This is a genomic window from Enterobacter cloacae complex sp. 2024EL-00711 (genome assembly GCF_047529885.1).
In the GTDB taxonomy this organism is placed as follows: domain Bacteria; phylum Pseudomonadota; class Gammaproteobacteria; order Enterobacterales; family Enterobacteriaceae; genus Enterobacter; species Enterobacter ludwigii.
Map to the genome: position 1 here is coordinate 44,329 of NZ_JBLIZC010000012.1, position 23,037 is coordinate 67,365.

Sequence of the window (23,037 nt, forward strand, 5' to 3'; positions counted from 1 at the left end):
TTTATTAGGGATAAGACATGGGAATGAAGATGCCTTACTGGTGGCTCTCGTGCTGCCTGATATCTGTGCCCGCCCTCTCCGCGACGCCGGCGGCGATGATCAATACCGAACAACTCCGTGAAACGCAGGAACTCCCCTCTCTGAATGGCCGCGTGGCACCTGTCGTCGGCAAGGCTGCCCCCGGCACGCTGCAGCTTGGCGAAGCCGTCAACCGCGCCGTCACCTGGCACCCTGCCATCAGTGAAGCCGTGGGGAAACTCTACCAACAAAGCGAAGAGGTGGACGTCGCCAAATCGAAATACTATCCGCAAATTAATGCCGGCATGGATAACGGTTATACCCATGACGGCGACGATAATGGCTTTACCCCGTCGCTGGTGCTCTCCCTCTCACAAATGCTGTACGACTTTGGCAAGGTGGCAAGCCAGGTGCGTGCAGAAAGTGCCGGCGTCGCCCAGCAGCAGGCCAACGTGCTGGTCAGCATCGACACCATCGCTCACGATACCGCCATCGCGATGGTGCAGGTGCAAACCTGGCAGCAAATGGTCGACACCGCCAAAGAGCAGCTTGAGGCGCTCTCCTCGATTGGTACCCTCACCCGCCAGCGTAATGACGAAGGAGCCACCTCACTCTCTGACGTGGTGCAGACCGATGCACGTATCGAAGGCGCGCGCGCCCAGCTGATGCAGTACCAGGCCAGCCTCGACAGCGCCCGTGCCACGTTGATGAGCTTTCTTGGCTGGAACACCCTCAACACGATCAGCAACGATTTTCCACAAAAGCTGGCCCGCAGCTGCGACATTGCCGAGCCGGACGATCGTCTGGTCCCGGCAGTATTAGCCGCCTGGGCGCAGGCTAACGTCGCCCAGGCCAATCTCGACTACGCCGACGCCCAGATGACACCGACCGTCTCGCTGGAGCCGGAGGTGCGCCACTACCTGAACGAACGCTATGCGGGTAACGAAACGCGGGATCGTACCCAATACTCTGCATGGGTGAAAGTGCAGATGCCGCTCTATCAGGGTGGCGGCCTCACCGCCCGGCGTAACGCCGCAGGCCACGCGGTAGAAGCCGCACAGTCCACCATTCAGCGTACCCGCCTCGAGGTACGCCAGAAACTGCTGGAGTCGCGCAGCCAGGTATTAAGCCTGCTGAGCACGCTGCAGATTCAGGGCCGTCAGGAGGCGCTCAGCGCCCGCACCCGTGAACTCTATCAGCAGCAATATCTGGATCTGGGTTCTCGCCCGCTGCTCGATGTGCTTAATGCCGAGCAGGAGGTCTATCAGGCGCGTTTTACCCAGCAGCAGACCCTCGGACAGTTGCACCAGCTGCAGCTCAACTGCCTCTATAACACCGGGCAATTGCGTCACGCGTTCGATCTTGATAACCGCACCATCCAGACCGTGGAGATCCAGCCATGAAGCAACGCGATATCCCGCAAGGTGAGACCATGACGGATGAGGCCCTGGCGCAGTGGGCGCAGGCCTTTGGTTTTGTCGCCACGCGCTACCGCGTCGCCTGCTCCCCCGGTGCGCTGCTCGCGGGCGCGCCGTGGCTAAAAGGCAAACCGATGGTGCCCGCACTGACTCAGCTGGCCCGTGAAGCAGGGCTGTCGTTTCAGCTGCTGACGGCGGATCAGCAGGCGATCAACAGCTGGCGTCTGCCTGTCGTGGCGGCAATGAACGACGGCAGGATCGGCGTGATCGAACATTTCGATGGCGACGATACGCTGGAGGTCAGCTTTTTCGACGATCGGACCTACACCAACCGGCTTTCGATGACCGCCATGCTGCCCGCCATCCGCCACGTCATTGCCCTGCGCCCACTGGCCGCGCTGAAAGACAGCCGCGTGGATGCCTATATTTCGAAATACCGTCCGGACTGGCTTTACCGGCTGGTAATGCGCGACTTGCGCCCCTACAGCTGGGTGATGCTCGCCGCGCTGTTCATTAACGTCCTGTCCCTGTCGGGGATTGTCTTTTCCATGCAGGTGTATGACCGGGTGATCCCCGCGCAGTCCTACCCGACGCTGTATGTCCTGACCATCGGCGTGCTGATCGCCACCCTGTTTGGCTTTGTGCTGCGCGTGGCACGCGGGCACATTATGGATCTGCTGGGCAAACGCTCCGATCTGCGCGTATCGGATCGGGTCTTCGGTCACGCCCTGCGGCTACGCAACAGCGCCATCCCTCGCTCGACCGGCAGCTTTATCTCCCAGCTACGCGAGCTGGAGCAGATCCGCGAGATGGTCACCTCCTCCACCATCTCCACAATTGTCGATCTGCCCTTCTTTTTCCTGTTCGTGGTGGTGCTGGCGATCATCGCTCCCCAACTGGCGTGGATCGCACCGGTCGCCGCGGTGATCATGGTCCTGCCCGGTCTGCTGCTGCAGAAAAAGCTGGCAGAGCTCGCGAAGCAGTCGGCGCACGAATCCACCCTGCGCAACGCCGTGCTGGTGGAGAGCGTGCAGGGGCTGGAGGACATAAAGCTGATGCAGGCGGAAAACCGCTTTTTGCAGCAGTGGAACAGCTACATCCAGATCACCGCTGAATCTGGCCTGCGCACCCGTGAACTGACCCAGAACCTGATCAGCTGGGGAATGACGATTCAGAGCCTGGTCTATGCAGGGGTGATCGTGGTCGGTGCGCCGATGGTGATCGACGGCACGCTGACGACCGGTTCGGTGGTCGCCGCCTCAATGCTGGCCTCGCGCATGATCGCTCCGATGGCCACCCTGTGCGGCGTGCTGGCGCGCTGGCAGCAGGTCAAAGCGGCGAAAGAGGGACTGGACAGCATCATGCAGCTCCCCACAGAAAACCAGCGTGAGGAGACGCCGATCCGCCAGGATGTACTGCGCGGTCACTATCTTTTCGAGCAGGCACAGTTTCGCTATCACCCGGAAGATCCGCGCATGGCCCTGCGCATTAACCGTCTGGAGATTAAGCCAGGTGAAAAAGTGGCGATCCTCGGGCGTAACGGCGCCGGAAAATCGACCCTGCTGCAGGCGATGGCGGGCGGAATGGATCTCGCCGGCGGTGAATTGCGGCTCGATAACTTCAGCCTCCCGCACCTCGATGTCGCCGATGTCCGGCGTAATGTCGGCTTTATGACCCAGAACGCCCGGCTCTTTTATGGCACCCTGCGCGAAAACATCACCCTCGGCATGCCGCGCGCCACCGATGAGGAGATTTTCGAGGTGCTGGAGTTAACCGGCGCTGCGGGCTTTGTGCAGAAACTGCCGAAGGGTCTGGACTACCCAATTATGGAGAACGGCGTGGGGTTATCCGGCGGCCAGCGGCAATCCATTCTGCTGGCGCGCATGCTGCTTCGCGACCCCAATATTGTGCTGATGGATGAACCGACTGCGTCGCTCGATGAGCACACCGAGCGGGAATTTATCCAGCGTCTGAGCGCCTGGCTTGGCAACCGCACCCTGATTGTCGCCACGCATCGCGTGCCGGTGCTGGAACTGGTGGAGCGCGTCGTGGTGCTCAAAGAGGGAATGCTGGTGATGGACGCGCCGAAAGCACAGGCACTGAACAACAGCCGCATGCAGCAGCAACAGCAGCAGGCAGCAACCGGACGGGAGTGGAAAAATGAAAATCAGTCAGCGTGACGTCGCCGCAATGGACGACCTGGACAATGCGCTCGACTCCGAAAGCGGCTACACCGGTGCGCGGCGGATTGTTATCTTCTCTTTACTGATGTTCGTGGTACTTGGCGTCTGGGCGTGGTTTGGCGTGCTGGATGAAGTCTCAACCGGCACGGGCAAAGTGATCCCCAGTTCGCGCGAGCAGGTTTTACAGTCGCTCGACGGGGGGATCCTCACCGAGCTGAACGTCCATGAGGGTGACCAGGTGCAGGCCGGACAAGTGCTGGCGCGACTCGATCCCACGCGTTCAGAATCTAACGTTGGTGAAAGCGCGGCGCGCTACCGTGCCTCGCTGGCCTCCAGCGTGCGACTGTACGCCGAGGTAAACGATCTGCCACTGAAATTTCCCCCTTCGCTGGCGAAGTGGACCGATCTGACCGCTGCCGAAACCCGGCTCTATAATTCACGCCGTGCGCAGCTGGAAGATACCCAGCGGGAGCTGCGTGCGGCATTGGATCTTGCGAATAAGGAGCTGGCGATCACTCAGCGTCTGGTGAAAACCGGCGCCGCCAGCCACGTGGAGGTACTGCGCCTGCAGCGGCAGAAAAGCGATCTGGAGCTGAAACTCACCGACGTGCGATCCCAGTACTATGTTCAGGCCCGCGAGGCGTTATCCAAGGCCAACGCTGAAGTGGATATGGTCTCGGCGATCCTCAAAGGCCGCGAGGATTCAGTGACCCGCTTAACGGTGAAATCTCCGGTGCGCGGGATCGTGAAAAACATCAAAGTCACCACCATCGGTGGCGTCATCCCGCCTAACGGCGAGCTGATGGAGATTGTACCGGTGGACGATCACCTGCTGATCGAAACCCGCCTCTCCCCGCGCGATATCGCCTTTATCCATCCGAATCAGGAAGCGCTGGTAAAAATCACCGCCTACGATTACGCCATTTATGGCGGGCTGCACGGCGTGGTTGAAACCATTTCGCCGGACACCATTCAGGACGAAGCCAAGCCGGAGGTGTTCTATTACCGGGTATTTATCCGCACCAGCCAGGATTACCTGGTGAATAAAGCAGGCAGGCACTTCTCAATCGTGCCGGGGATGATTGCGACGGTGGACATTAAAACCGGTGAGAAAACGGTGCTGGATTACATGATCAAGCCGTTCAACCGGGCGAAAGAGGCGCTGCGAGAGCGCTAATCACTGGCTGTTTGTTTCTCCGGCCCTCTCTCGTGGAAGAGGGCCGGAGTCATGGCATCCATAACCCGCAACAATACCGCTTAAGCCAGCGGCGAAAGTCTGACCTCGTTTACCTTTTCCCTTTCCGCCTTCTGTTAAAATAGCCCAAACTCATTTTTCAGGAAGAAACCATGCGTCAACGAACTATTGTCTGCCCCATCATTCAGAACGACGGGGCGTATCTGCTGTGCAAAATGGCCGATGACCGCGGCGTATTTCCCGGCCAGTGGGCATTATCGGGCGGCGGGATGGAGCCGGGAGAAACCATGGAGCAGGCGCTGCGCCGTGAAATTCGCGAAGAGCTGGGCGACGCGCTGGAGATCACGGAGGTCAAACCCTGGGCGTTTCGCGATGACATTCGGGTGAAAACCTATGCCGATGGCACCACGGAAGAGATTTATATGATTTACCTGATTTTCGACTGCATCAGCACAAATCGGCAGGTAACGTTTAACGACGAGTTTCAGGAGGTTGCCTGGGTTCGCCCGGAAGCACTTAAAGCACTGGATCTGAACGAAGCCACGCGCATTACCTTCGCACAGAAGGGGCTTCTTTAAGCGCCCACTGCCCGGGCGTTTTGCCGGTAAAGGCCCTGAAAACCTCAATAAACGCGCTGATACTGTTGTAGCCGCACGACAGCGCGATCCAGCCAACCGGTTTACCTGCTGCCAGCCACTCCATTGCCCGCATGACGCGGGCAAGTTGCCGCCAGTTAACAACGTTCATTCCCGTTTCCGCACTAAACCGACGGTGGAATGTCCGCACGCTCATTCCCGCAAGGGAGGCATAGTGCTCAACCGTCTGGTTGTCGTCCACACGTTGCATCAGATGGCTGGCTACCTTCTTTAATCGGGGATCGGCTGGCATGGGCAGCAGATAGCGCACCTGACGGCCCCGCGCCAGTTCATCCAGCAGCAGGGTGAGCTTTCGCGGATCGTACCCGCTTCCTTCAGCGTTTAAGCGTGAAAACAACGCACTGGTGAGCTCGTCGGGTTCGAAAAGCGTCGTTTCACCGGGCAGCGCTTCACACCCTGCGGGATCCAGATAGATCGCACGACCGTCAATCGCACTCCCGGAAAAAGCAGCATGCTCCTGACCAGGCGGGATCCAGCCGATATGTTGCGCCGGTACAACCGAACGCCCAGACGCTGTTTCGACAACCAGCAGACCCGTCGTAATCCGCCAGAGCTGACCGGCCTGATGGCTGTGCCACGGCGTATGGTATCCACCTGGATGCAAAAGTGTCTCGAAGCTGACCACGTTATTTGGCCGAAAATCGTTATTCATTGGCTTATTACAGAAACTACGTCTCTGTCTGTCAAGGATAATGGCGGCTCAACGCAACGAGGAGTCACCATGAACATCATCACCCGCCTGATTACCCAGTCTGACAATGCTAGTTTGCGTGAGGAAATGTCCCGTTTACTGACCGGCCTGTTTAAAGGCGAAATTGATCCGAAAGACGTTTTTTCGCCAGCGTATCAGCAGATCACGGACGGTCATTCTCTTGATTATTCTGGATTTATTCAGCACCTGGAGCACGTGCGTTCGCAGATCCGCGATATCGCCTTCCGCGTGGAACAGATAGGGTGTCATGACACACTGCTGGCTGACCGGCATATCGTGACCGTCACGTATCCCGAAGGCCATCAGGCTGAAATAGAGGTTTATATGTTTGCCACGCTATGCGCAGGAAAAATCTGCCGGATCCACGAAGTCACGCGAGTTGCTAACGGTGAAGCTTCTGCTCGCGCGCTGGCCCATGCAACGGGCTAACGTTACTCAGCCGGTTGCGGTGCGCTGCTGAGATATACCCCTACATAGCGCGTAAACTTCCCGATAAAGACCCCGGCAAATACCCCGCCGGAGACTATCGCCAGCGCGCTCATGGCGGACTGTTGCAACGCCTGGGGAGAGAGGGCGTTCATCACCCCCAGCACGTATTTCACACCAAATGCCAGCATCATAAACGGCAGTGCCGTGTAGTCCGGCTGGCGATAAAGGGTGCGCGGCGCGTCGGTGCGGGTGATGACCGTCTGCTTAATCAGCACATACCCCAGCGTCGCGCCCGCCACAATCCCCGCAACCCAAAGGGCCACCGTCGCGAGAGTAAGATCGCGATAGACCACCAGATCGTAGATATCCCAGATAAGAAAGATGGCAGGAATGATGGCCAGCTTTTCCAGCGTAACGGTGGCAGGCTTACGGGCGTTGAGGCCACGGGAGACGAGAAAGATAAACAGGACCCACACCCAGACGGGGGTGTGCGTGAGGATACCGATCAGAAATTCAAACATGGGATTCACCATGAACGCTTGCGGCGCTGGCCGCACTGCACAAGTAATGCGCATAACAGCACAGGTGCCATTATGCGCAGGTCTGTTACAGCGATTTTTTCAGGCGACGAACCGCCTCTTTCAGCTCTTCATCGGTTGGCGTGACAAACGACATGCGCAGCGTCGTATGGTCTGGCTCATTACAATAGAAGAACTCACCCGGCACAAAAACCACGCCGTTGCTTAACGTTTTTTCCAGCCAGCGCGTGGTGTTGATGCCATTGTTCATTTTGGCCCACAGGAACATTCCACCCTTCGGCTTATGGAACGTCATGACATCACCCAGTTCCGCCTCCAGTTCATTTGCAAAGGTCTGGTATTTCTGGCGGTAGGCTTCACGGATCATTTTAATCTGATCGGCCAGACGACCGGTTTTCAGGTACTCGTAGGTCATCAGCTGTGACAGCGTGCTGGTGTGCAGATCGGTGGTTTGCTTGAGATTAACCACCGCGCGTTTCAGCCACTCCGGTACCAGCACCCAGCCCACACGAGTGCCCGGGGCGAGGATTTTGGAGAAGGTCGAGGTATAGACGACGTTCTCTTCATTGCCGATATCTTTGGCATGGGCAATTAACGGGCGGAACACTTCATCGGTATAATTAATTTCACTGTACGGATCGTCTTCGATAATAACGAAGTCATAGCGCTTCGATAATTCCACCAGCTGTTTACGACGCACCTCAGAAAGCGTTACCCCACCCGGGTTACCAAATGTCGGAACAATATAAACCGCCTTGATGGTTTTATTCGCCACCAGTGCTTCAAGTTCATCCACTTTCATTCCGTCGCCATCGGTGCCCACGGATTCAAATTTGGCCTGTGCCAGACCAAATACCTGCAGTGCCGCGAGATACGTTGGACGTTCGACGACGACGGTATCGCCCGGGTTAATTAACGCCCGCGCCAGCACGTCGAGAGATTGTTGCGAACCGGACGTAATGACCACGTCATCGGCCTTGCAGGCGATCCCGCGGCCTTCACAGATGAGCTTAATTTCTTCACGCAGCCCCGGGATGCCTTCGGTCAGACCGTACTGAAAAGCTTCACCAAAATGCTGTGATAATACGGCATCAGCGGCAATTTTCAGGCCTTCATGATCGAACAGTGCAGGGTTAGGAATACCGCCACCCAGCGAAATCACCCCGGCCATTTTGCTATGTTTTAATAATTCACGGATGGCAGATGATTGCAGGCCCTGTGCGCTGCTGGCGAGTTTATTCACAGACATTCTTTGCTTACCTTCTTTTTTATAATGTGCCTAATCTTAGTAGCATAAGTCTGCGGCTTTGATAATTACTTTTCTTCAACTGCATGGCCGAAATATTCCGCGCCCTGCAGAATATGCGCGACAAATTGCGTGAGCTTGGGTAGCGGACGTAAATCCTGGCGCCACAGCAAATGTACCGGTCGTGGCGCAGGCGTGTAGTTCTCCAGCACCTGCACCAGCCTGCCGCTCGCCAGCTCTTCCGCCACCAGCACTTCGGGTTGCAGTAATAATCCCGCCCCCGCTCTCGCCGCCATCCGTAGCCCATAGCCATCGTTGCAGCGCAGAATGGCATCGCGCTTCCAGCGCATCTCGCCTTCAACCCCCGGCAGCCGCCATTCGTTACGTGCGGTCCACACCGTGTGTGACAGGCAGAGATGATCCGCCAGATCGGCAGGCGTTCGCGGCGTGCCGTAACGCGCCAGATACGCCGGGGCCGCGCAGATCACCATTCGATACGGGCAGAGGTATTTCGCCACCAGATCGTCGTTATGAATGTCACCAATTCGAATGGCCAGATCGACCCCTTCATCCACCAGATCCACCATCCGGTTGGTCAGATCCAGCTCCACGCGCACATCCGGGTAGCGCTGCAAAAATGTCGCCGTAAGGGGGGCTATTACACAACCGCCAAACGAGGTGGGCGCCGTGACCCGCAAAGTCCCGGCTGGGGCGGCACGCAGTCGCTCAACCGCGCTTTCGGCGATAGAGACCTGCTCCAGTACCCGCTTCGCCTCGTCGAAATAGACCCGCCCGGCGTCCGTCAGACTTTGACGCCGCGTGTTTCGCTCCAGCAGCCGGGTGCCGAGCTGAGACTCCAGCAACGCAATGTACTTCCCCACCATCACCGCCGACATCTCCAGCCGGCCTGCCGCGCCGGTAAAACTGCCGCTCTCAACGACAGCAATGAAGGTCTCCATGCTGCGAAGCTTATCCATATTCCAAACCCCTGGTTAGCAATCCTCTAACTTTAGCCCAGTTTATCTGAGTTTTGATTTATTAAAGAATGAAGGCTCACAACCTAAGGAGTCAGCTATGAAAATCGTGATTATTGGTGCCAGCGGTACGGTCGGTCGTGCGGTAACAGATGAGCTGAGCCGTCGCCACGACGTGATCCGCGTGGGTCGCACGCAGGGCGACTACCAGGTGGATATCACCTCTCAGGCAAGCGTGCAGGCATTGTTTGAAAACATCGGTGCGGTGGATGCGATTGTCTCTGCCAGTGGCGGCCTGCACTTCGGCCCGCTCGCAACCATGAAAGACAGCGATTTCAACCAGGGCTTGCAGGATAAGCTGCTGGGACAGGTTCGTCTGGCATTGACCGGCCAGCATTACCTCAACGAAGGCGGCTCCATCACCCTGATAAGCGGGATCGTGGCGCATGAGCCTATCGCTCAGGGCGTGAATGCCACCACGGTGAACGCCGCCCTGGAAGGGTTTGTCCGCGCCGCGGCCTGTGAACTGCCGCGCGGGATCCGCATCAACCTGATTAGCCCGACGGTACTTACCGAATCAGCGGAAGCGTACGAAGGCTTCTTCCCGGGCTTTGAAAGTGTTCCCGCCGCAACGGTGGCGCAGGCCTATCGTCGCAGCGTGGAAGGAGTGCAGAATGGACGAGTGTATAAAGTGGGTTACTGAGCCTTAGCGGCAGAAATCAGGACCAGCATCGGACGTTCCGCCTCTTCGGCCAGCGCGGGCCATGCATCAATTTGTGCCTGCGTTGGTCCCCATTCGTTCACTTCCGTTATTGTCAGCCCCGCCTTAATAAGCGCATTGAGCGTGGTACCGAGCGTACGGTGATATTTGATCACCCCGTCCGCCAGCCAGTTGCTGACGCGCTCGCCCTCATCCTGATAGCGATTAACGCCCCAGAAACGCTCGCCGTTATCGTCGGTTAGCCAGCCCTGACGTGAGGCGCAGGTGTAAATCGGATGTTCCATTGAAAAGACGAGGCTGCCGCCGGGTTTAAGCGCCCGCCGGATTTTTTCAAACAGGGTCTCCAGCGCCGGCAGGTAGTGCAGCGCCAGTGAACTGTAGATCAAATCAACGCTGTTCTCAGGTAACGCCAGAGATGCCAGATCGCTGCGCTGATACTGTATTTGCACGTCGTCCGTCAGTTCAGCCGCCCGGGCGAGCATCTTTTCGGAGAGATCAACGCCGGTCACTTCTGCCGCCCCCAGCGCGCGTGCAGCGCGACAGAACCAGCCGTAACCGCAGCCAAGATCGATAACTGACTTGCCGGATAACGGTGGCAGCATGCTTTTCAGCTCAGGCCATTCCGGTGCGCCGTCCAGACCCTGCACCGAACGCGGTAGCCGGGCATAGCCTTCAAAAAACGCCGGGTTGTCGTAGATGTTTTGTGCCATGACGGACTCCTTTATCGCAACAGAGGCGAGGGTAAAACACCCCTCGCCCGTTGACAACATACCCGTCTGAAAATCAGAGTCTGCGCCGGATCTTCTCCACCATGGCGGCAGTCGAAATCCCGTAACGCGCGTGAAGGGTCGGTAGCGCACCCGCATCAAGGAACGCATCCGGCAACGCAACGGTGTCAAAGTCGACGTTAACGCGATGGCGCATCAACAGCGACGCCACGGCTTCACAAAGCCCGCCAACGCTACTGTGGTTTTCAGCCACAATAACCAGACGTCCGGGTTTCGCGGCTTGCGCCAGAATGGTCGCTTCATCCAGGGGCTTAATCGTGGGTGAGTGAAGTACCGCCACGCTGACATTATCCTTGCGCAACTGCTTTGCCGCCTCCAGTGCGCGCATGGTCATCAGCCCTGAGGCGATAATCAGCACATCACTGCCCTCTTCCAGCAGCGCGGCTTTGCCTATTTCAAACCGGTAATTGTACTGATCCAGCACCACCGGAACCTTACCGCGTAACAAACGCATATAAACCGGCCCTTCGTGGCTGGCAATGGCAGGCACCGCCTGTTCGGTGTCAATCGCATCGCAAGGATCGATAATGGTCATGCCCGGAATGCCGCGCATGATCGCAATATCTTCCGTTGCCTGATGGCTTGGCCCGTAGCCGGTGGTCAACCCCGGCAGCGCGGCGCAAATCTTGACGTTGAGGTGTTCCTCAGCAATGACCTGATGAATAAAATCGTAGGCACGGCGGGTGGCGAACACGGCATAGGTGGTGGCAAAGGGAATAAAGCCCTCTTTGGCCATCCCACCTGCCGCCCCCATTAACAGCTGTTCCGCCATTCCCATCTGAAAGAAACGTTCAGGGTATGCCTGGGCAAAGATATGCAGGTCGGTATATTTCGACAAATCTGCCGTCATGCCGACAATGTTCTGACGCTGAGCCGCCAGTTTCACCAGCGCGTGGCCAAACGGCGCGGCCCGGGTTTCCTGCCCTTCCTCTGCAATCGAGGCAATCATGGCGGAGGTGGTTAAACGCGGTTTATTTTCGACGGGCTGGCTCATTACATGACTCCTTCTGGTTTATTTGCATCGAGCACGGCGAGCGCCTGTTGCCACTCATCGGCATCCACGCGAATAAAATGGTTCTTGTCACGCTGCTCGAGGAAAGGTACGCCCTTGCCCATCAGCGTGTCGCACAAGATGACGCGCGGCTGTTGTTCGGGATAGCGTCTGGCATTATCAAACGCCGACACCAGCGCGGGGATATCGTTACCGTTAACGCGTTGTACATACCAGCCAAAGGAGGTCCACTTATCTTCCAGCGGCTCAAAACCGAGGATGTTATGTGAATTACCGTCCGCCTGTTGCCGGTTAATGTCCACCAGCACAATCAGGTTCGAGAGCCCATGATGCGCGGCTGACATGGCGGCTTCCCAGGTCGAACCTTCGTCCAGCTCACCGTCAGACATGGAGTTAATTACCCACGCCGTGCTCTGTTTGTGTTTCAGCCCCAGCGCCATTCCCACACCAATGCTGAGTCCCTGCCCCAGAGAACCGCCGGAGATCTCCATGCCGGGTGTATACGTTGCCATGCCGGACATCGGCAGGCGGCTGTCATCCGAGCCGTAGGTTTCAAGTTCCTCTTCAGGAACGATCCCCGCCTCGATCAGCGCCGCATAATACGCAATGGCGTAATGTCCGTGGGAGAGCAGGAAGCGGTCGCGGCCTTCCCACTCCGGCTCCTGAGCCCTGAAGGTCATACCGTGCGCAAACGCAGTTGCCAGCACGTCGGCATAGCCCAGCGCCTGACCGATATAGCCCTGACCTTGTACTTCGCCCATTCGCAGCGCGTAGCGGCGAATGCGCCACGCGGCCGCGGCAACCTGTTGAACTGTCGTATTCGTCATTCTCGTCTCCCCTTAATGGATCAGCATGCCGCCGTTCACGTCGAGCGTGATACCGGTGGAATAAGAAGAGAGATCGCTCCCCAGGAACAGCGCGGCACGGGCAACATCCTCTGCATCACCAAGACGGTTGAGCGGAATACCCGCCAGAATGGCGGTTTTCATCTCATCGCTCAGCTTGCCAGCGGTGATGTCCGTCTGGATAAGCCCCGGGGTGATGCAGTTCACGCGCACGTTATCCGGCCCAAGCTCACGGGCCATGGCTTTGGCCAGCCCCAGCACGCCGGCTTTTGCAGCGCTGTAGTGCGGGCCGCCAAAAATACCGCCGCCGCGCTGTGCCGAAACTGAAGAGATACAGACAATGCTGCCGGACTTCTGCGCGCGCAGAGTGGGAATCACCGCCTGGGACATCAGCAGCGTACCGCGCAGGCTGACATCCAGTACGGCATCGTAATTGTTGCGCTTAATATCCATCAGTTTGAGCGGCTGGGTTATCCCGGCGTTATTCACCAGAATGTCGATGCGCCCATATTTACCCAGAACCTGCTCAATGGCTGCGTTCACCTGCAACTCGTTGCTGACGTTTGCCGCAAGCCCCAGATGCCCTTCACCCAGACATGCAGCCGCACGCTGGCTGGCCTCGGCATCTAAATCAATAATGACCACTTTCGCGCCCTGCTCGGCATATAATTTTGCCGTGGCGAAACCCAAACCGCGCACAGAAGCCGCGCCGGTAATCACGGCGACTTTATCTTTCAGAAGCATATATTTACTCCAGTATTGTAAGAGAGGTTTTATTTATTATTTCGGTTCTTCCAGCAAGATAATCATGACTAATCCAATTGCTGCGCAAATACCGAAATAAATAAAGACAGAATTAAAGCTTCCAGTTTTATCCAGCAGATAACCTGCCAGCATCGGCGAAACAAATCCGCCGAGATTACCGCCGCTATTAATAATTGATGCGGCGATGGGATACGTTTTGCTGTCCGCAACGGCCATTCCATAAGCGGTGAAGGCGGGCCAGCCTATATTCAGACAGAGACCAACAAAAAAGAGGCCGACACAAACCGCAACGGTGCTTTGCGGGATATTCAGCATGATGACCATCATCAGTACGGTGCTGATGGCTGTAAACATCATGGTCGGTTTACGCCTGCGCCCGAGCCATTTATCGGAGACATAGCCGCCAAAAATCGCGCCGATAAAACCGCCGATACACGGCATACTCGCGACGAGGCCCATACTCATGAACGTAAAGCCTTTTTCTTTCACCAGATAAAGCGGTATCCAGGTCAACAGGCCATACAGCACGCTGACCATCATGAAGTAGGCCACACAGTCACCGAGAATATTTTTCGATGTGAACAGACCTTTTACCGTGCTGATGGGCGACAGATCCCGTACGCGAATCAGACGGTCAAGGCGGGAGAAGCCGGGGGAAATCACGATATTTTCCCGTCTGGCATCCGGTGTCGCCTGACCTGCGGTAATGGTCTCCAGTTCGGCCTTTGACACGAAAGGGCTCTCGGAAGGCCGGGTACGTACCAGTAAATACCACAGGACAGCAATGACCAGCCCCGGAATAGCAAAAGAGAAAAAGACCCAGCGCCAGCCCCAGGTCATGGCAATCCACACTGCCAGCGGCGGCACCAGGATGGGGGCAAACATGGTGGCAGCAATATAGACGCCGGTCGCTGTGGCCTTCTCTTTTGGTGGAAACCAGTTATTGATCGTTGATGCCAACCCCACCGGGCATGGCCCCTCGGTTAACCCCAGCCCCAGGCGGATAAACTTCAGGCCCAGCACTGAGGTCGCAGTCCCCATCAACCAGGTAAACGCCGAGAAGCCAAATATCGACAGCGCCACCATCCCGCGAATGCCCTTTTTGGCGATAAAAAAGCCCGCCGGTATTTGGCTCAGGGCGTATCCCAAAAAGAACATACTGGCGATCGCACCGGCTTCGAAATTATTGATATGAAACTCGTCGATGATAAAAGGAAGTACAGCACCAATATTTGTTCGGTCGGCATAGTTAATGGCATACACAATAAAAATTAATGCCAGCACAACGAAACGGTAATTGGTTTTCTTTGTCGCTATGTAGGGGGCAACTTGTTCTATACGAGACATGTTTTACCTCATTATTCGAACAACGTGAGTCGTTTTATTTATGCGTTCAACGTCAATATATCGGCTATCGAACGAAACACCATTCAATAAAACTCATTTATTGCTGAGATAAATTTGATACGCGATGCAGGTCATAAAAATAAAATGTAACTCTCATCAATATTCATCGATAAAACACTGTGAACAGGATCATGTTTAATCCATTCAGCCGGGTAAAAATTGCTGACGCGATGCCGCAATGTTATGTTTTTTAAAATTGTCTCGTTTAAAAGGAGTGGGCCATGCCCGCGCAGGATCGCCAGACCCTCCCCATACCCTCACTGCGAAATATTCAGTCCTTTATCGCCGTGGCCAACTCTCTCAGTATCCATCTGGCAGCCGAACAGCTTAACGTCACCGCGTCAGCCGTCAGTCATCAGATCGCCTCGCTGGAATCCTGGATGGGGAAGAAGTTATTTATCCGCAGCGGCAAAGGCGTGACCCTGACCCCGACGGGGGAAAAATATCTGCGCGACGTCTCCGCAGCGATGAGCGCCATCGGCCGTGCAACCGAACAGGTGATGAAAGAGGCTGATAATCCGGTATTGCGCGTTCACTCTTCACCAACGTTTGGCCTGACGTGGTTGTTGCGCCGGCTCGGCAAATTTCGCAGTGAATACCCGGATATTACGGTCAATCTTTCCTGCTCCTATGAGAACCTGCAGTTTGCACGCGATAACATCGATATTGATATTCGCCACGGCATCCCGGACTGGGACGCTTACAGGGTCATGACCATTAAAAACGATGCGCTGGTGGTGCTGGCCTCACCGGCATATCTGCGTGCACATCCCGTCAACACGCCGCAGGACCTGCTTTCACAGGCGCTTATCTCGTCGACCAGCACCCTCGTCAACTGGGAAAAATGGTTTGCCTGGCACAATATCGATCGACCCTGGCTCAACTTCAGCCTGAGTTTTGATCGTTCCTACATGAGCTTTGAAGCCGCGCGCATGGGGCTGGGATTTATTCTGGAAAGCAAGATGATGGCCACCGATCACCTGAACGATGGCTCCCTGGTGCAGGTGCTACCAGATGAAACGGGGATCGCCATTAATGCGCATCATCTGGTGATGCCGCACATGAACGAGCGCACCTGGAAGATCCAGCAGTTTGTTGAGTGGATTGATCGCGAGCTGCGTCTGTCGGGGTATCACCTGTAGCAATACCCCGACGTGGCGTCAGGAGACGGTGCCCCACACAAGATGGCCCTTATGGAAGGTCGCGGTACGCGGTGAAATCCGCGCCACGGCCTCGGCGGAACAGGAAGCGTCCACCAGCACAAAGCTGGCATCGTCCTGCGCTTTTGGCCACACGCGCTCGCCTTTGTCGTTCAACGGCAGCACATCACCGGTGGCGATACCCAGCGCGCGGGAGAGCGTCTGTTCATTCGGGCGAATATAGAGCTGGGCGTAAAGATTGGCTTTTTCCAGCATATCGCCCAGCCCATACGGCGACCAGTGGTCAATGACGCTGTCGGTGCCGGTCATGACGAACACCCCCTTGTCACGGAGTTGCTTCAACGGCATATGCAGGGTGCCAATCGGCACCGTAGAGGCAATGGTCACCTGCTGCGCCGCCATGCGGGTGGCGATCTCATCGACCTGCTGCTCGTTGAGCGTGGCCAGCGCGAAGGCGTGGCTGATGGTCAGTTTCCCCTTCAGCGCGGGCGTTTTCTCCACGGTCTCTACCATGTAGTTCACCGCCGCGACGCCTGCCGGGCTGGTTTCATGCAGGTGGATGTCCACCCCTTTGTCATAATCCAGCGCAATCTGGAACATCGTGTCGAGGGATTTTTCCATCGCACCGTCCACGTTAGTCGGATCCAGACCGCCCACGTAGTGTGCGCCAGCCTGCATGGCCTCGCGCATCAGCGTTTCGGAGTGCGACAACAGCAAGCCGTGCTGCGGGAAGGCGACAATTTCACAGTCAAACCCCGGCTTGCGGCGCGCTAAGACGGCCTGGAGATTTTCCAGATTCTTCAGGCCGGATGTCGGCTCAATATTGCAGTGGCTGCGGGCGAGGGTGGAGCCTTTCGACTGGATCAGATCGATAAGCTTTTCCGCACGCTCCTGCGTGTAGGGCTGTAACTCTGGCAGCAATTTTTGTTCAAGACGGATCATGTCCTGAATGGTCGTGCCCGCCGGGCGGTTAAGGGAATGCCAGGGACCGCCGTAAAAGGTTTTATCCAGGTGAATATGCATGTCGCGCATCGCCGGCAGCATCAGCTTACTGCCTGCATCATAGTGTGGCAGCGTGGCATCGGCATGGCTTTTGTTATCACGCAGGGCGACAATTTTGCCGTCATTAATTTCGAGTGTTTTCAGCTCGGTGCGGGTGCTTGTCGCCACGCCGCCGTCAACGTTGAACCCAGCCTCCAGCAGCACGTTATCCAGGTAGTAGTGTCTGGCGGTAATGTTCATGGGTTTGCCTGTCTCACAACGTGGTTTCGCGGTCTCTGCAGCATACGCGACGGATCCGGTGGTGCCAAACAGGGCGCAGGCGGTAACCATTTTGCCGCTCTGGCTAATAAACTCGCGTCGGCTTTTATTCTCACTCATCTTCTCTTCCTTTTACTTACGCATTCACAATGTGGGTACCGGTCTCACCGCGCAGCGCCGCTGGCAGGCAGTCCGGCGAGGTGATGATCACGCGCTTGCCGCCGTCGTTCAGAAACGCCAGCGAGGCGACGATTTTCGGCAGCATGCTGCCCGCCGGGAAGTGCCCCTCCGCCACGTAGCGTTTCATCTGCGCCACATTCACCGTATCCAGCGCCTGCTGGTCCGGCTTACCAAAGTTGATGCACACTTTCTCCACCCCGGTGGTGATCACCAGCACGTCGGCACGGATCTCGCGGGCCAGCAGCGCGGTCGAGAGATCTTTATCAATCACCGCATCGACGCTCTGGTAATCTCCCTGCGCTGTGCGCACCACCGGAATACCACCACCGCCCGCCCCGATCACCACAAAGCCTTTTTGCGTCAGGGTCTTGATAGCCTCCGCTTCAACGATACGCAGCGGCTGCGGTGAGGCCACCACCCGGCGATAACCGCGCCCGGCGTCTTCAACAAAATGCCAGTCAGGATGGGCGTGCTGGAGCGCATCACGCTGCGTCTCACTGAAAAACGCGCCGATAGGTTTGGTGGGATGGGCGAAACCTGGATCGTGTTTATCCACTTCCACCTGCGTGACGACCGTGACCGCTTTTTGCTCGCCGTGGGCGGCCATGCGGTTATTGAGTGCCTGCTGGATCAAATAGCCGATACCGCCCTGGGTATCCGCCACGCAGTTTGCCAGCGGCGTGAGGGGTAGCCCTTCCCGCTCGTGAGCAATTTCAGCGCGGCGCAGATCCAGCCCCACCTGGGGGCCATTACCGTGAGTGAGCACGATGTCATAGTCAGACGCCAGCATCTCCAGCACTGACTCTGCAACCAATTTCACGGCCTGAGACTGGTGTTCAATGGACTGACTGGCGTTATCTTTGATAATGCTGTTGCCGCCAATGGCGACGACCATGAGCTCTTTCATAGTGTTTCCTTTGAAATGGTGCGGGGTGAGGACATCAGCCATTATCAGGACTCCGAAACCGGCGCTGCCGCGCTCACCGCGTCGCGGCTATCAAGAAAATGCTTCACCACAAACATGCCCCCCATCATCAGGTAGGCCGTGACAAACATCAGCGAACTGCCTTCGGCAAAGCCAACCACTGGCGCGTGGATCACGCCGAACAGCGCCAGCAACGCTCCAACGGCGGCGGCCACGGCTCCGCGCAGCGGTTTGTTGATGATGGCGAAGATAGCGATGCAGCCCCACAGCATACTGGCGAGCGGTGCGCCGTTACCCAGATGCACCAGTCCCTGGTAGTAGATACCTTTGCTGTGCAGCACGTCGGTGCCAATTTTCGCCGCATTGGTCCCCGCCGCGCCCATCACGCTGTTCATCATGGTCAACGCCCAGTTGGCGATCCACGGGAACAGGCAGATGAAGATCACGGGGACCTCCACTTTGGGCGTTTCCCTTACTACCTGGTTGGCGGTCACCACCCCGATAAACACCAGAATCGGCACGATGGCGGTCATCGGTATGATGGCGAGCATAAACGCCCCCAGCCCGAACAGCGGCACGATAAACATGGTCACACCGGAGGCCAGCGTGTAGCCAATGCTGGCCCCCATCGCTTTCCAGCCCGCGTGACCGACGTAAACCGTCACCGGGAACGGGTTACCCATCAGACACCCGAGCATGGAGGCCAGCCCGTTTGCCAGCATCACCTTGCGGGTCGGGTACTCATCCCCCGCCGCGTGGGCGCTTTCGATGTTTTCCAGGTTAAAAATGTAGTTCGCCAGACCCAGCGGGACGGCAGAAGCCAGGTACGGTAATGCGTGTGGCAGTCCCTGCATAAAGCTGTCGACATGCACTTCCGGCGGGTTAAAGCCAAACGACGACATTGAGGCTTTGATGGCCTCCGGGCTTTGCAGACCGGAGATCCACGCCAGCGCGGTACCGGCAATCAGCAAGAGCAGGCCGGTCGGGATTTTGGCGAAGATCGGCTTTTTACCAAACCAGTTAATAAAGATCAGCAGCAGCACGATGAACGACACGGTAGGTGCCTCAAACGCCTGCAGCATCGGGTTCATCGCCAGCAGCAGCAGGCCCAGCCCGGACAGGCACGACAGCAGGACGGTGCGCGGGATCATCTTGCGGATGGTTTCCCCCAGGAACGAACCGCCCGCCAGAATCATCGCCTCCACGAAGCACCACACCAGACCAATCTGGATAGCGAAATCCGCATCACCGGTTTGCTGGTAGACCGGCATCAGCACCAGAAAGGTCACGGTGAAAATTGACGGCGCGCTTGGGCCAGACGGCAGCGCGGTGACATCCGTACGCCCGGTCTGGCGCGCCATCTGCAGGCCAAACCACGCGTAGCAGACGCTCGCGACCAGCACCGCCAGCCCGAAGGCTGGCGCAATGCGTCCATAAACAATCTCCTTCGGGATGCCGACGACAAAAATGAGCAGCCCCATCATGGTCAGCAAATTGGTCAGGTTGTTGGTCATCAACCCGAAATACGCCGCCCAGTCACCTCTTTTCCACTCCAGTTTCATGTTTTTCATGGATGCATGCCTTATAAAAAGTAGCGATCGCGGAAGGTCAACAGCGCCTTTTCAAAACAGCTAAACGGCGGGTGAACGATGCCCGCCCCAATCATGCCAATACCTGCGTCTTTGTGAGCAATGGCGGTATTAATGACCGGCAGAATGCCGCTGCCCGCGACTTTTGTGATGTCGATGGCGGTTGGAATGCCCATAAACGAGAGCAGCGGTATGGTGACGTTCGGGTTTTCACCGAGGGTGATCTCGCGCATCTGACGGGAGAAATCGATGGCTTCATCCACCGTGCCACCCACCAGTGCCACGATCGCCGGGGCTGTGGCCATCGCAAAACCACCGATACCGTAGGTTTCGGTAATGGCGCTGTCGCCAATATCCAGCCCGGAGTCTTCCGGCCTGTAGCCCGCGAACATGGGCCCTATCACCTGCTGCGCCGGGCCGGTGAACCACTGCCCCGGCAGCCCGGAGATGCGCAGGCCGAACTCGTAGCCGTTACGCGCCATGGTGGTGACCACGGTGCTGTACTCAATACCGTGTGCGGCATCCATGGCGGCTTTACACATCGCCATCCACGTCGGGCCGGAGAAGTAGTCGCTGCTGGCGACGAACTCAAACACCTCACGCTGCTGTGCCACCGGATACCCTGCCTGAATCAGCCCCGGCGTCAGCGCCTGGATCAGCAGCGTGGTGCCGGCGTTGTTGCGGTTATGGCACTCGTCGCCCATGTGCAGCGCCTGGGCCAGCATCAGGCGCAGGTCGATTTCACCAATGATTTTCATGGCATCGCGCAGCATCGGGCCGAGCACGTCACGCATCCAGTTCAGGCGGTCAATAACGCTCTGGTCGTTGGCGCCCATGCGCAGGATCTTCGCCATCTGCTCGCTAAGGTTAGTGAACGCCCGGTTGCCGTAGGTTTTGTTCTCAACGATGTGCATAAACATCGATGCCGAAGTGACGCCCGCCATTGAGCCTACGCAGTCGTGCTCGTGACAGGGCGAGAAGGTGATCGCCCCTGACGCCGCCACGCGCTCCGCGTCGTCGATATCGCGTGCCAGCCCTTCAAACACCAGCGCCCCGGTCACGGCCCCTTTCATTGCGCCACACATGTTTTCCCAGCTGACGGGCGGACCGGCGTGCAGAATGGTGGTGCGGGTCATGCCCGGCACGACGTTGATCGCCTGGTCGTAGCCCACCAGCACCGGATGGGACTGGATAATGCGCTCAAGGGCAATCTTATTGGCGGCGGCGATTTTGTCAGCCAGTGGCGCAAGGGCCAGCTGATCCAGCGCCTCTACAACCTGCAAATTCCCCTGCCCCGGCGGCGTCCAGTCGAGCTGGGTCACGGGGATATGCTGCTTTTTGAGATCCGCACTGAACAGCGCGATACCGACGTTAATCACGTTCAACGGCTGGTTAAATAAGGTCGTCATCAGGCAGTCTCCCCTTTAAAGACAAATTCACGTGCCAGTAATCCGGTGTTGGTGCTGCTGCTCGCCCAGATCACCCCTGCCTCGGTCAGAAGCTGACACTGCTGTGCCAGGGACGGTGAGTCCTGGTCGGTTCCGAGCACATAGCCGAGAATTGCCAGTGGACGGTTATCGGCTTTCGCCGTCGCCTGCGCCTCTTTTATGGCCTCAAGCATCACGCCGACCGGATCCTCGTGCGCGCCAAAGCCCAGTACAAAGTCCATCACGATCACCCCCACCTCGGGGTCACGCGCCTCCTGCAACAGGCGGCTGATGCGGTTGGTCGGGTCGATCATCGGGTGCGGTTTGCCGTGGGTGAAATCGTCATCTCCAAAATCAAGGAAGGTATGGGCTTTACTGACGTTGATATCGTCCAGCCGTTTCGCCGGATCGGGTTGAATGTTGCTGTAGACGTCGTCGAACTTTTCCAGCGCGGCGAACATGGCCTCATCGCACAGGGTGCCGCCGCAGAACAGGCCGCGGATGTATTTCTGCTGGGGTGTCAGCCGGGCACGCACCTCTTCGATCAGTGGCCAGTTCAGCGGATGCAGGTCGAGAGACTCTTTTTTCACCCCCGTTAACAGCACGGCCTTCAGCGCCGCCTCTTTGGTGCCACGGGCGAACTGCAGGTTGCCTTCATCAGCCGGCGGCTGATGACGACCGAGGAAACAGACCACCACCGGTTTGCGGCAGGTGCGGGCGCGGGCCAGCACTTTTTCTGCCACCGACGGCGCAGGCGGTTTAGAGATGAGGGTAATCACCTGGGTGGCGTCGTCAGCGTCCAGCATCGCGATGGCATCCAGCATCATCAGGCCACCTATCTTTTCGCTCAGATCGCGCCCGCCGGTGCCAACCAGCTGCGACACGCCGCCGCCGAATTCATGGATCCGCACGCTCAGCTCCTGGCTGCCGGTCCCGGACGCCCCGATAATACCGATCGGTCCGCGGCGCACCGCATTGGCGAAGCACAGCCCGGTACCGTTGATAATGGCCGTGCCGCAGTCCGGCCCCATCAGCAGCAGCCCTTTCTGGTGTGCCAGCTGCTTCAGCGCCAGTTCATCATCAAGGCTGACGTTGTCGGAGAAGAGCATGACGTTGAGATCGTTTTCCAGCGCCTGACGTGCTTCGCGGGCGGCAAACGTGCCGTTTACCGAAATCACCGCCAGGTTGCTCTCAGGACGATGGGTTTTCGCACTGGCAAGGGTGGCATAACGCGCTTCATGGCTCCCGCCGCTCTCCTTGCGGGTGAAAAGCGCTTCGATGGCTGCCAGCGTTTCGTCATTCGCCGCCTCGCCTTTAATCACAATCATTAAGTCGCCGTTTTTGGCATCCGCTAATTCCGGCGTTAATAGCCCGAGATTTTTTAATACGCCTTTGTTCATTTCTGTCGCCATAGCCACAAAAGCCTGCTCAACGCCCGGCAATTTATTGGCCCTGGTGGAAACCGACATCAATGACACCGAGTCAAAATAAGTATTCTTTTTTATGACGATTTTGGTGGGCATTATTTTCTCCTGAATGAGGATAAAAGGGGGCCGCCGTCGTGCAATAGGCACGTCGGTAAAATACT

21 protein-coding genes are annotated in these 23,037 nt (G+C 57.4%); 7 read left to right on the plus strand and 14 right to left on the minus strand.

What is annotated here, in order from left to right; translation table 11 throughout:
• The first annotated feature begins 17 nt into the window (after positions 1–17).
• From ACMVME_RS21615 to nudI, 4 genes are all read left to right on the plus strand, one after another.
• Positions 18–1,421 (plus strand): TolC family outer membrane protein, encoded by a 1,404-nt coding sequence (locus tag ACMVME_RS21615; RefSeq protein ID WP_068794938.1) that lies wholly within the window; start codon positions 18–20, stop codon positions 1,419–1,421.
• Positions 1,418–3,616: a type I secretion system permease/ATPase gene (locus tag ACMVME_RS21620; protein WP_068794939.1), complete on the plus strand. Its 2,199-nt coding sequence runs from the start codon at positions 1,418–1,420 to the stop codon at positions 3,614–3,616. The genes ACMVME_RS21615 and ACMVME_RS21620 overlap by 4 nt, the downstream gene beginning before the upstream one ends.
• A 10-nt stretch (positions 3,617–3,626) precedes the next feature.
• Positions 3,627–4,796: an HlyD family efflux transporter periplasmic adaptor subunit gene (locus ACMVME_RS21625; protein WP_086462978.1), complete on the plus strand. Its 1,170-nt coding sequence runs from the start codon at positions 3,627–3,629 to the stop codon at positions 4,794–4,796.
• 170 nt (positions 4,797–4,966) lie between these two features.
• Positions 4,967–5,392, plus strand: a complete 426-nt coding sequence (gene nudI / locus ACMVME_RS21630; protein ID WP_049023133.1) for a nucleoside triphosphatase NudI — start codon at positions 4,967–4,969, stop codon at positions 5,390–5,392.
• Here the strand turns inward: nudI and ACMVME_RS21635 are convergent.
• Complete coding sequence (locus tag ACMVME_RS21635; protein ID WP_239511602.1) at positions 5,364–6,122, minus strand: AraC family transcriptional regulator; 759 nt, start codon at positions 6,120–6,122, stop codon at positions 5,364–5,366. The two genes, nudI and ACMVME_RS21635, sit on opposite strands and share 29 nt — an antisense overlap.
• A 69-nt stretch (positions 6,123–6,191) precedes the next feature.
• Here ACMVME_RS21635 and ACMVME_RS21640 point away from each other — a divergent pair, with 69 nt between their 5' ends.
• Positions 6,192–6,611 carry a hypothetical protein gene (locus tag ACMVME_RS21640; protein ID WP_047356650.1) on the plus strand — a complete coding sequence of 140 codons (420 nt, stop codon included), beginning with the start codon at positions 6,192–6,194 and terminating at the stop codon, positions 6,609–6,611.
• Positions 6,612–6,613: 2 nt separating this feature from the next.
• Here the strand turns inward: ACMVME_RS21640 and ACMVME_RS21645 are convergent, their stop codons facing one another.
• The 3 genes from ACMVME_RS21645 to ACMVME_RS21655 all read right to left on the minus strand — a co-directional run bounded on the left by ACMVME_RS21645 (position 6,614) and on the right by ACMVME_RS21655 (position 9,373).
• Positions 6,614–7,132, minus strand: coding sequence for a DUF6622 family protein (locus ACMVME_RS21645; RefSeq protein ID WP_068794940.1), 519 nt, complete (start codon positions 7,130–7,132; stop codon positions 6,614–6,616).
• Positions 7,133–7,217: 85 nt separating this feature from the next.
• The gene (locus tag ACMVME_RS21650; RefSeq protein ID WP_014171291.1) at positions 7,218–8,399 is read right to left on the minus strand and encodes a PLP-dependent aminotransferase family protein; all 1,182 of its coding nucleotides are present in this window, start codon (positions 8,397–8,399) and stop codon (positions 7,218–7,220) included.
• A 65-nt stretch (positions 8,400–8,464) separates the two neighbouring features.
• The gene (locus ACMVME_RS21655) at positions 8,465–9,373 is read right to left on the minus strand and encodes a LysR family transcriptional regulator (protein WP_032678815.1); all 909 of its coding nucleotides are present in this window, start codon (positions 9,371–9,373) and stop codon (positions 8,465–8,467) included.
• A 97-nt stretch (positions 9,374–9,470) separates the two neighbouring features.
• Between ACMVME_RS21655 and ACMVME_RS21660 the strand changes: the two genes are divergently transcribed.
• Positions 9,471–10,073: a short chain dehydrogenase gene (locus tag ACMVME_RS21660; protein ID WP_044859261.1), complete on the plus strand. Its 603-nt coding sequence runs from the start codon at positions 9,471–9,473 to the stop codon at positions 10,071–10,073.
• Here the strand turns inward: ACMVME_RS21660 and ACMVME_RS21665 are convergent.
• The 5 genes from ACMVME_RS21665 to ACMVME_RS21685 form a co-directional block, all read right to left on the minus strand.
• Entirely contained in the window at positions 10,067–10,801 is a 735-nt protein-coding gene (locus tag ACMVME_RS21665; RefSeq protein ID WP_068794941.1) for a class I SAM-dependent methyltransferase, read from the minus strand. The two genes, ACMVME_RS21660 and ACMVME_RS21665, sit on opposite strands and share 7 nt — an antisense overlap.
• A gap of 73 nt (positions 10,802–10,874) precedes the next feature.
• Positions 10,875–11,873: a transketolase family protein gene (locus ACMVME_RS21670; RefSeq protein ID WP_020883880.1), complete on the minus strand. Its 999-nt coding sequence runs from the start codon at positions 11,871–11,873 to the stop codon at positions 10,875–10,877.
• The gene (locus ACMVME_RS21675; RefSeq protein WP_307372752.1) at positions 11,873–12,718 is read right to left on the minus strand and encodes a transketolase; all 846 of its coding nucleotides are present in this window, start codon (positions 12,716–12,718) and stop codon (positions 11,873–11,875) included. Before ACMVME_RS21675 ends, ACMVME_RS21670 begins: the two co-directional genes overlap by 1 nt.
• A 12-nt stretch (positions 12,719–12,730) precedes the next feature.
• Entirely contained in the window at positions 12,731–13,480 is a 750-nt protein-coding gene (locus ACMVME_RS21680; protein ID WP_333054707.1) for a glucose 1-dehydrogenase, read from the minus strand.
• A gap of 36 nt (positions 13,481–13,516) precedes the next feature.
• Positions 13,517–14,848, minus strand: coding sequence for an MFS transporter (locus tag ACMVME_RS21685; protein ID WP_032678819.1), 1,332 nt, complete (start codon positions 14,846–14,848; stop codon positions 13,517–13,519).
• 281 nt (positions 14,849–15,129) lie between these two features.
• On the opposite strand from ACMVME_RS21685, the gene ACMVME_RS21690 reads away from it, so the two are divergent.
• Positions 15,130–16,050 carry a LysR substrate-binding domain-containing protein gene (locus ACMVME_RS21690; protein WP_020883878.1) on the plus strand — a complete coding sequence of 307 codons (921 nt, stop codon included), beginning with the start codon at positions 15,130–15,132 and terminating at the stop codon, positions 16,048–16,050.
• Positions 16,051–16,068: 18 nt separating this feature from the next.
• On the opposite strand, the gene ACMVME_RS21695 is transcribed toward ACMVME_RS21690, so the two are convergent.
• From ACMVME_RS21695 to fdrA, 5 genes are read right to left on the minus strand one after another with little or no spacing between them, the layout of a single operon-like run.
• Positions 16,069–17,448, minus strand: a complete 1,380-nt coding sequence (locus ACMVME_RS21695; RefSeq protein ID WP_044858461.1) for an amidohydrolase family protein — start codon at positions 17,446–17,448, stop codon at positions 16,069–16,071.
• Positions 17,449–17,464: 16 nt separating this feature from the next.
• Positions 17,465–18,415: a carbamate kinase family protein gene (locus tag ACMVME_RS21700; RefSeq protein WP_032680428.1), complete on the minus strand. Its 951-nt coding sequence runs from the start codon at positions 18,413–18,415 to the stop codon at positions 17,465–17,467.
• Positions 18,416–18,459: 44 nt separating this feature from the next.
• Positions 18,460–20,004, minus strand: a complete 1,545-nt coding sequence (locus tag ACMVME_RS21705) for a xanthine permease (RefSeq protein ID WP_414743497.1) — start codon at positions 20,002–20,004, stop codon at positions 18,460–18,462.
• Positions 20,005–20,015: 11 nt separating this feature from the next.
• Positions 20,016–21,431 carry a DUF1116 domain-containing protein gene (locus ACMVME_RS21710; protein ID WP_032680426.1) on the minus strand — a complete coding sequence of 472 codons (1,416 nt, stop codon included), beginning with the start codon at positions 21,429–21,431 and terminating at the stop codon, positions 20,016–20,018.
• Positions 21,431–22,972, minus strand: a complete 1,542-nt coding sequence (gene fdrA, locus ACMVME_RS21715; protein WP_410398342.1) for an acyl-CoA synthetase FdrA — start codon at positions 22,970–22,972, stop codon at positions 21,431–21,433. Before fdrA ends, ACMVME_RS21710 begins: the two co-directional genes overlap by 1 nt.
• Positions 22,973–23,037 lie beyond the last annotated feature (65 nt).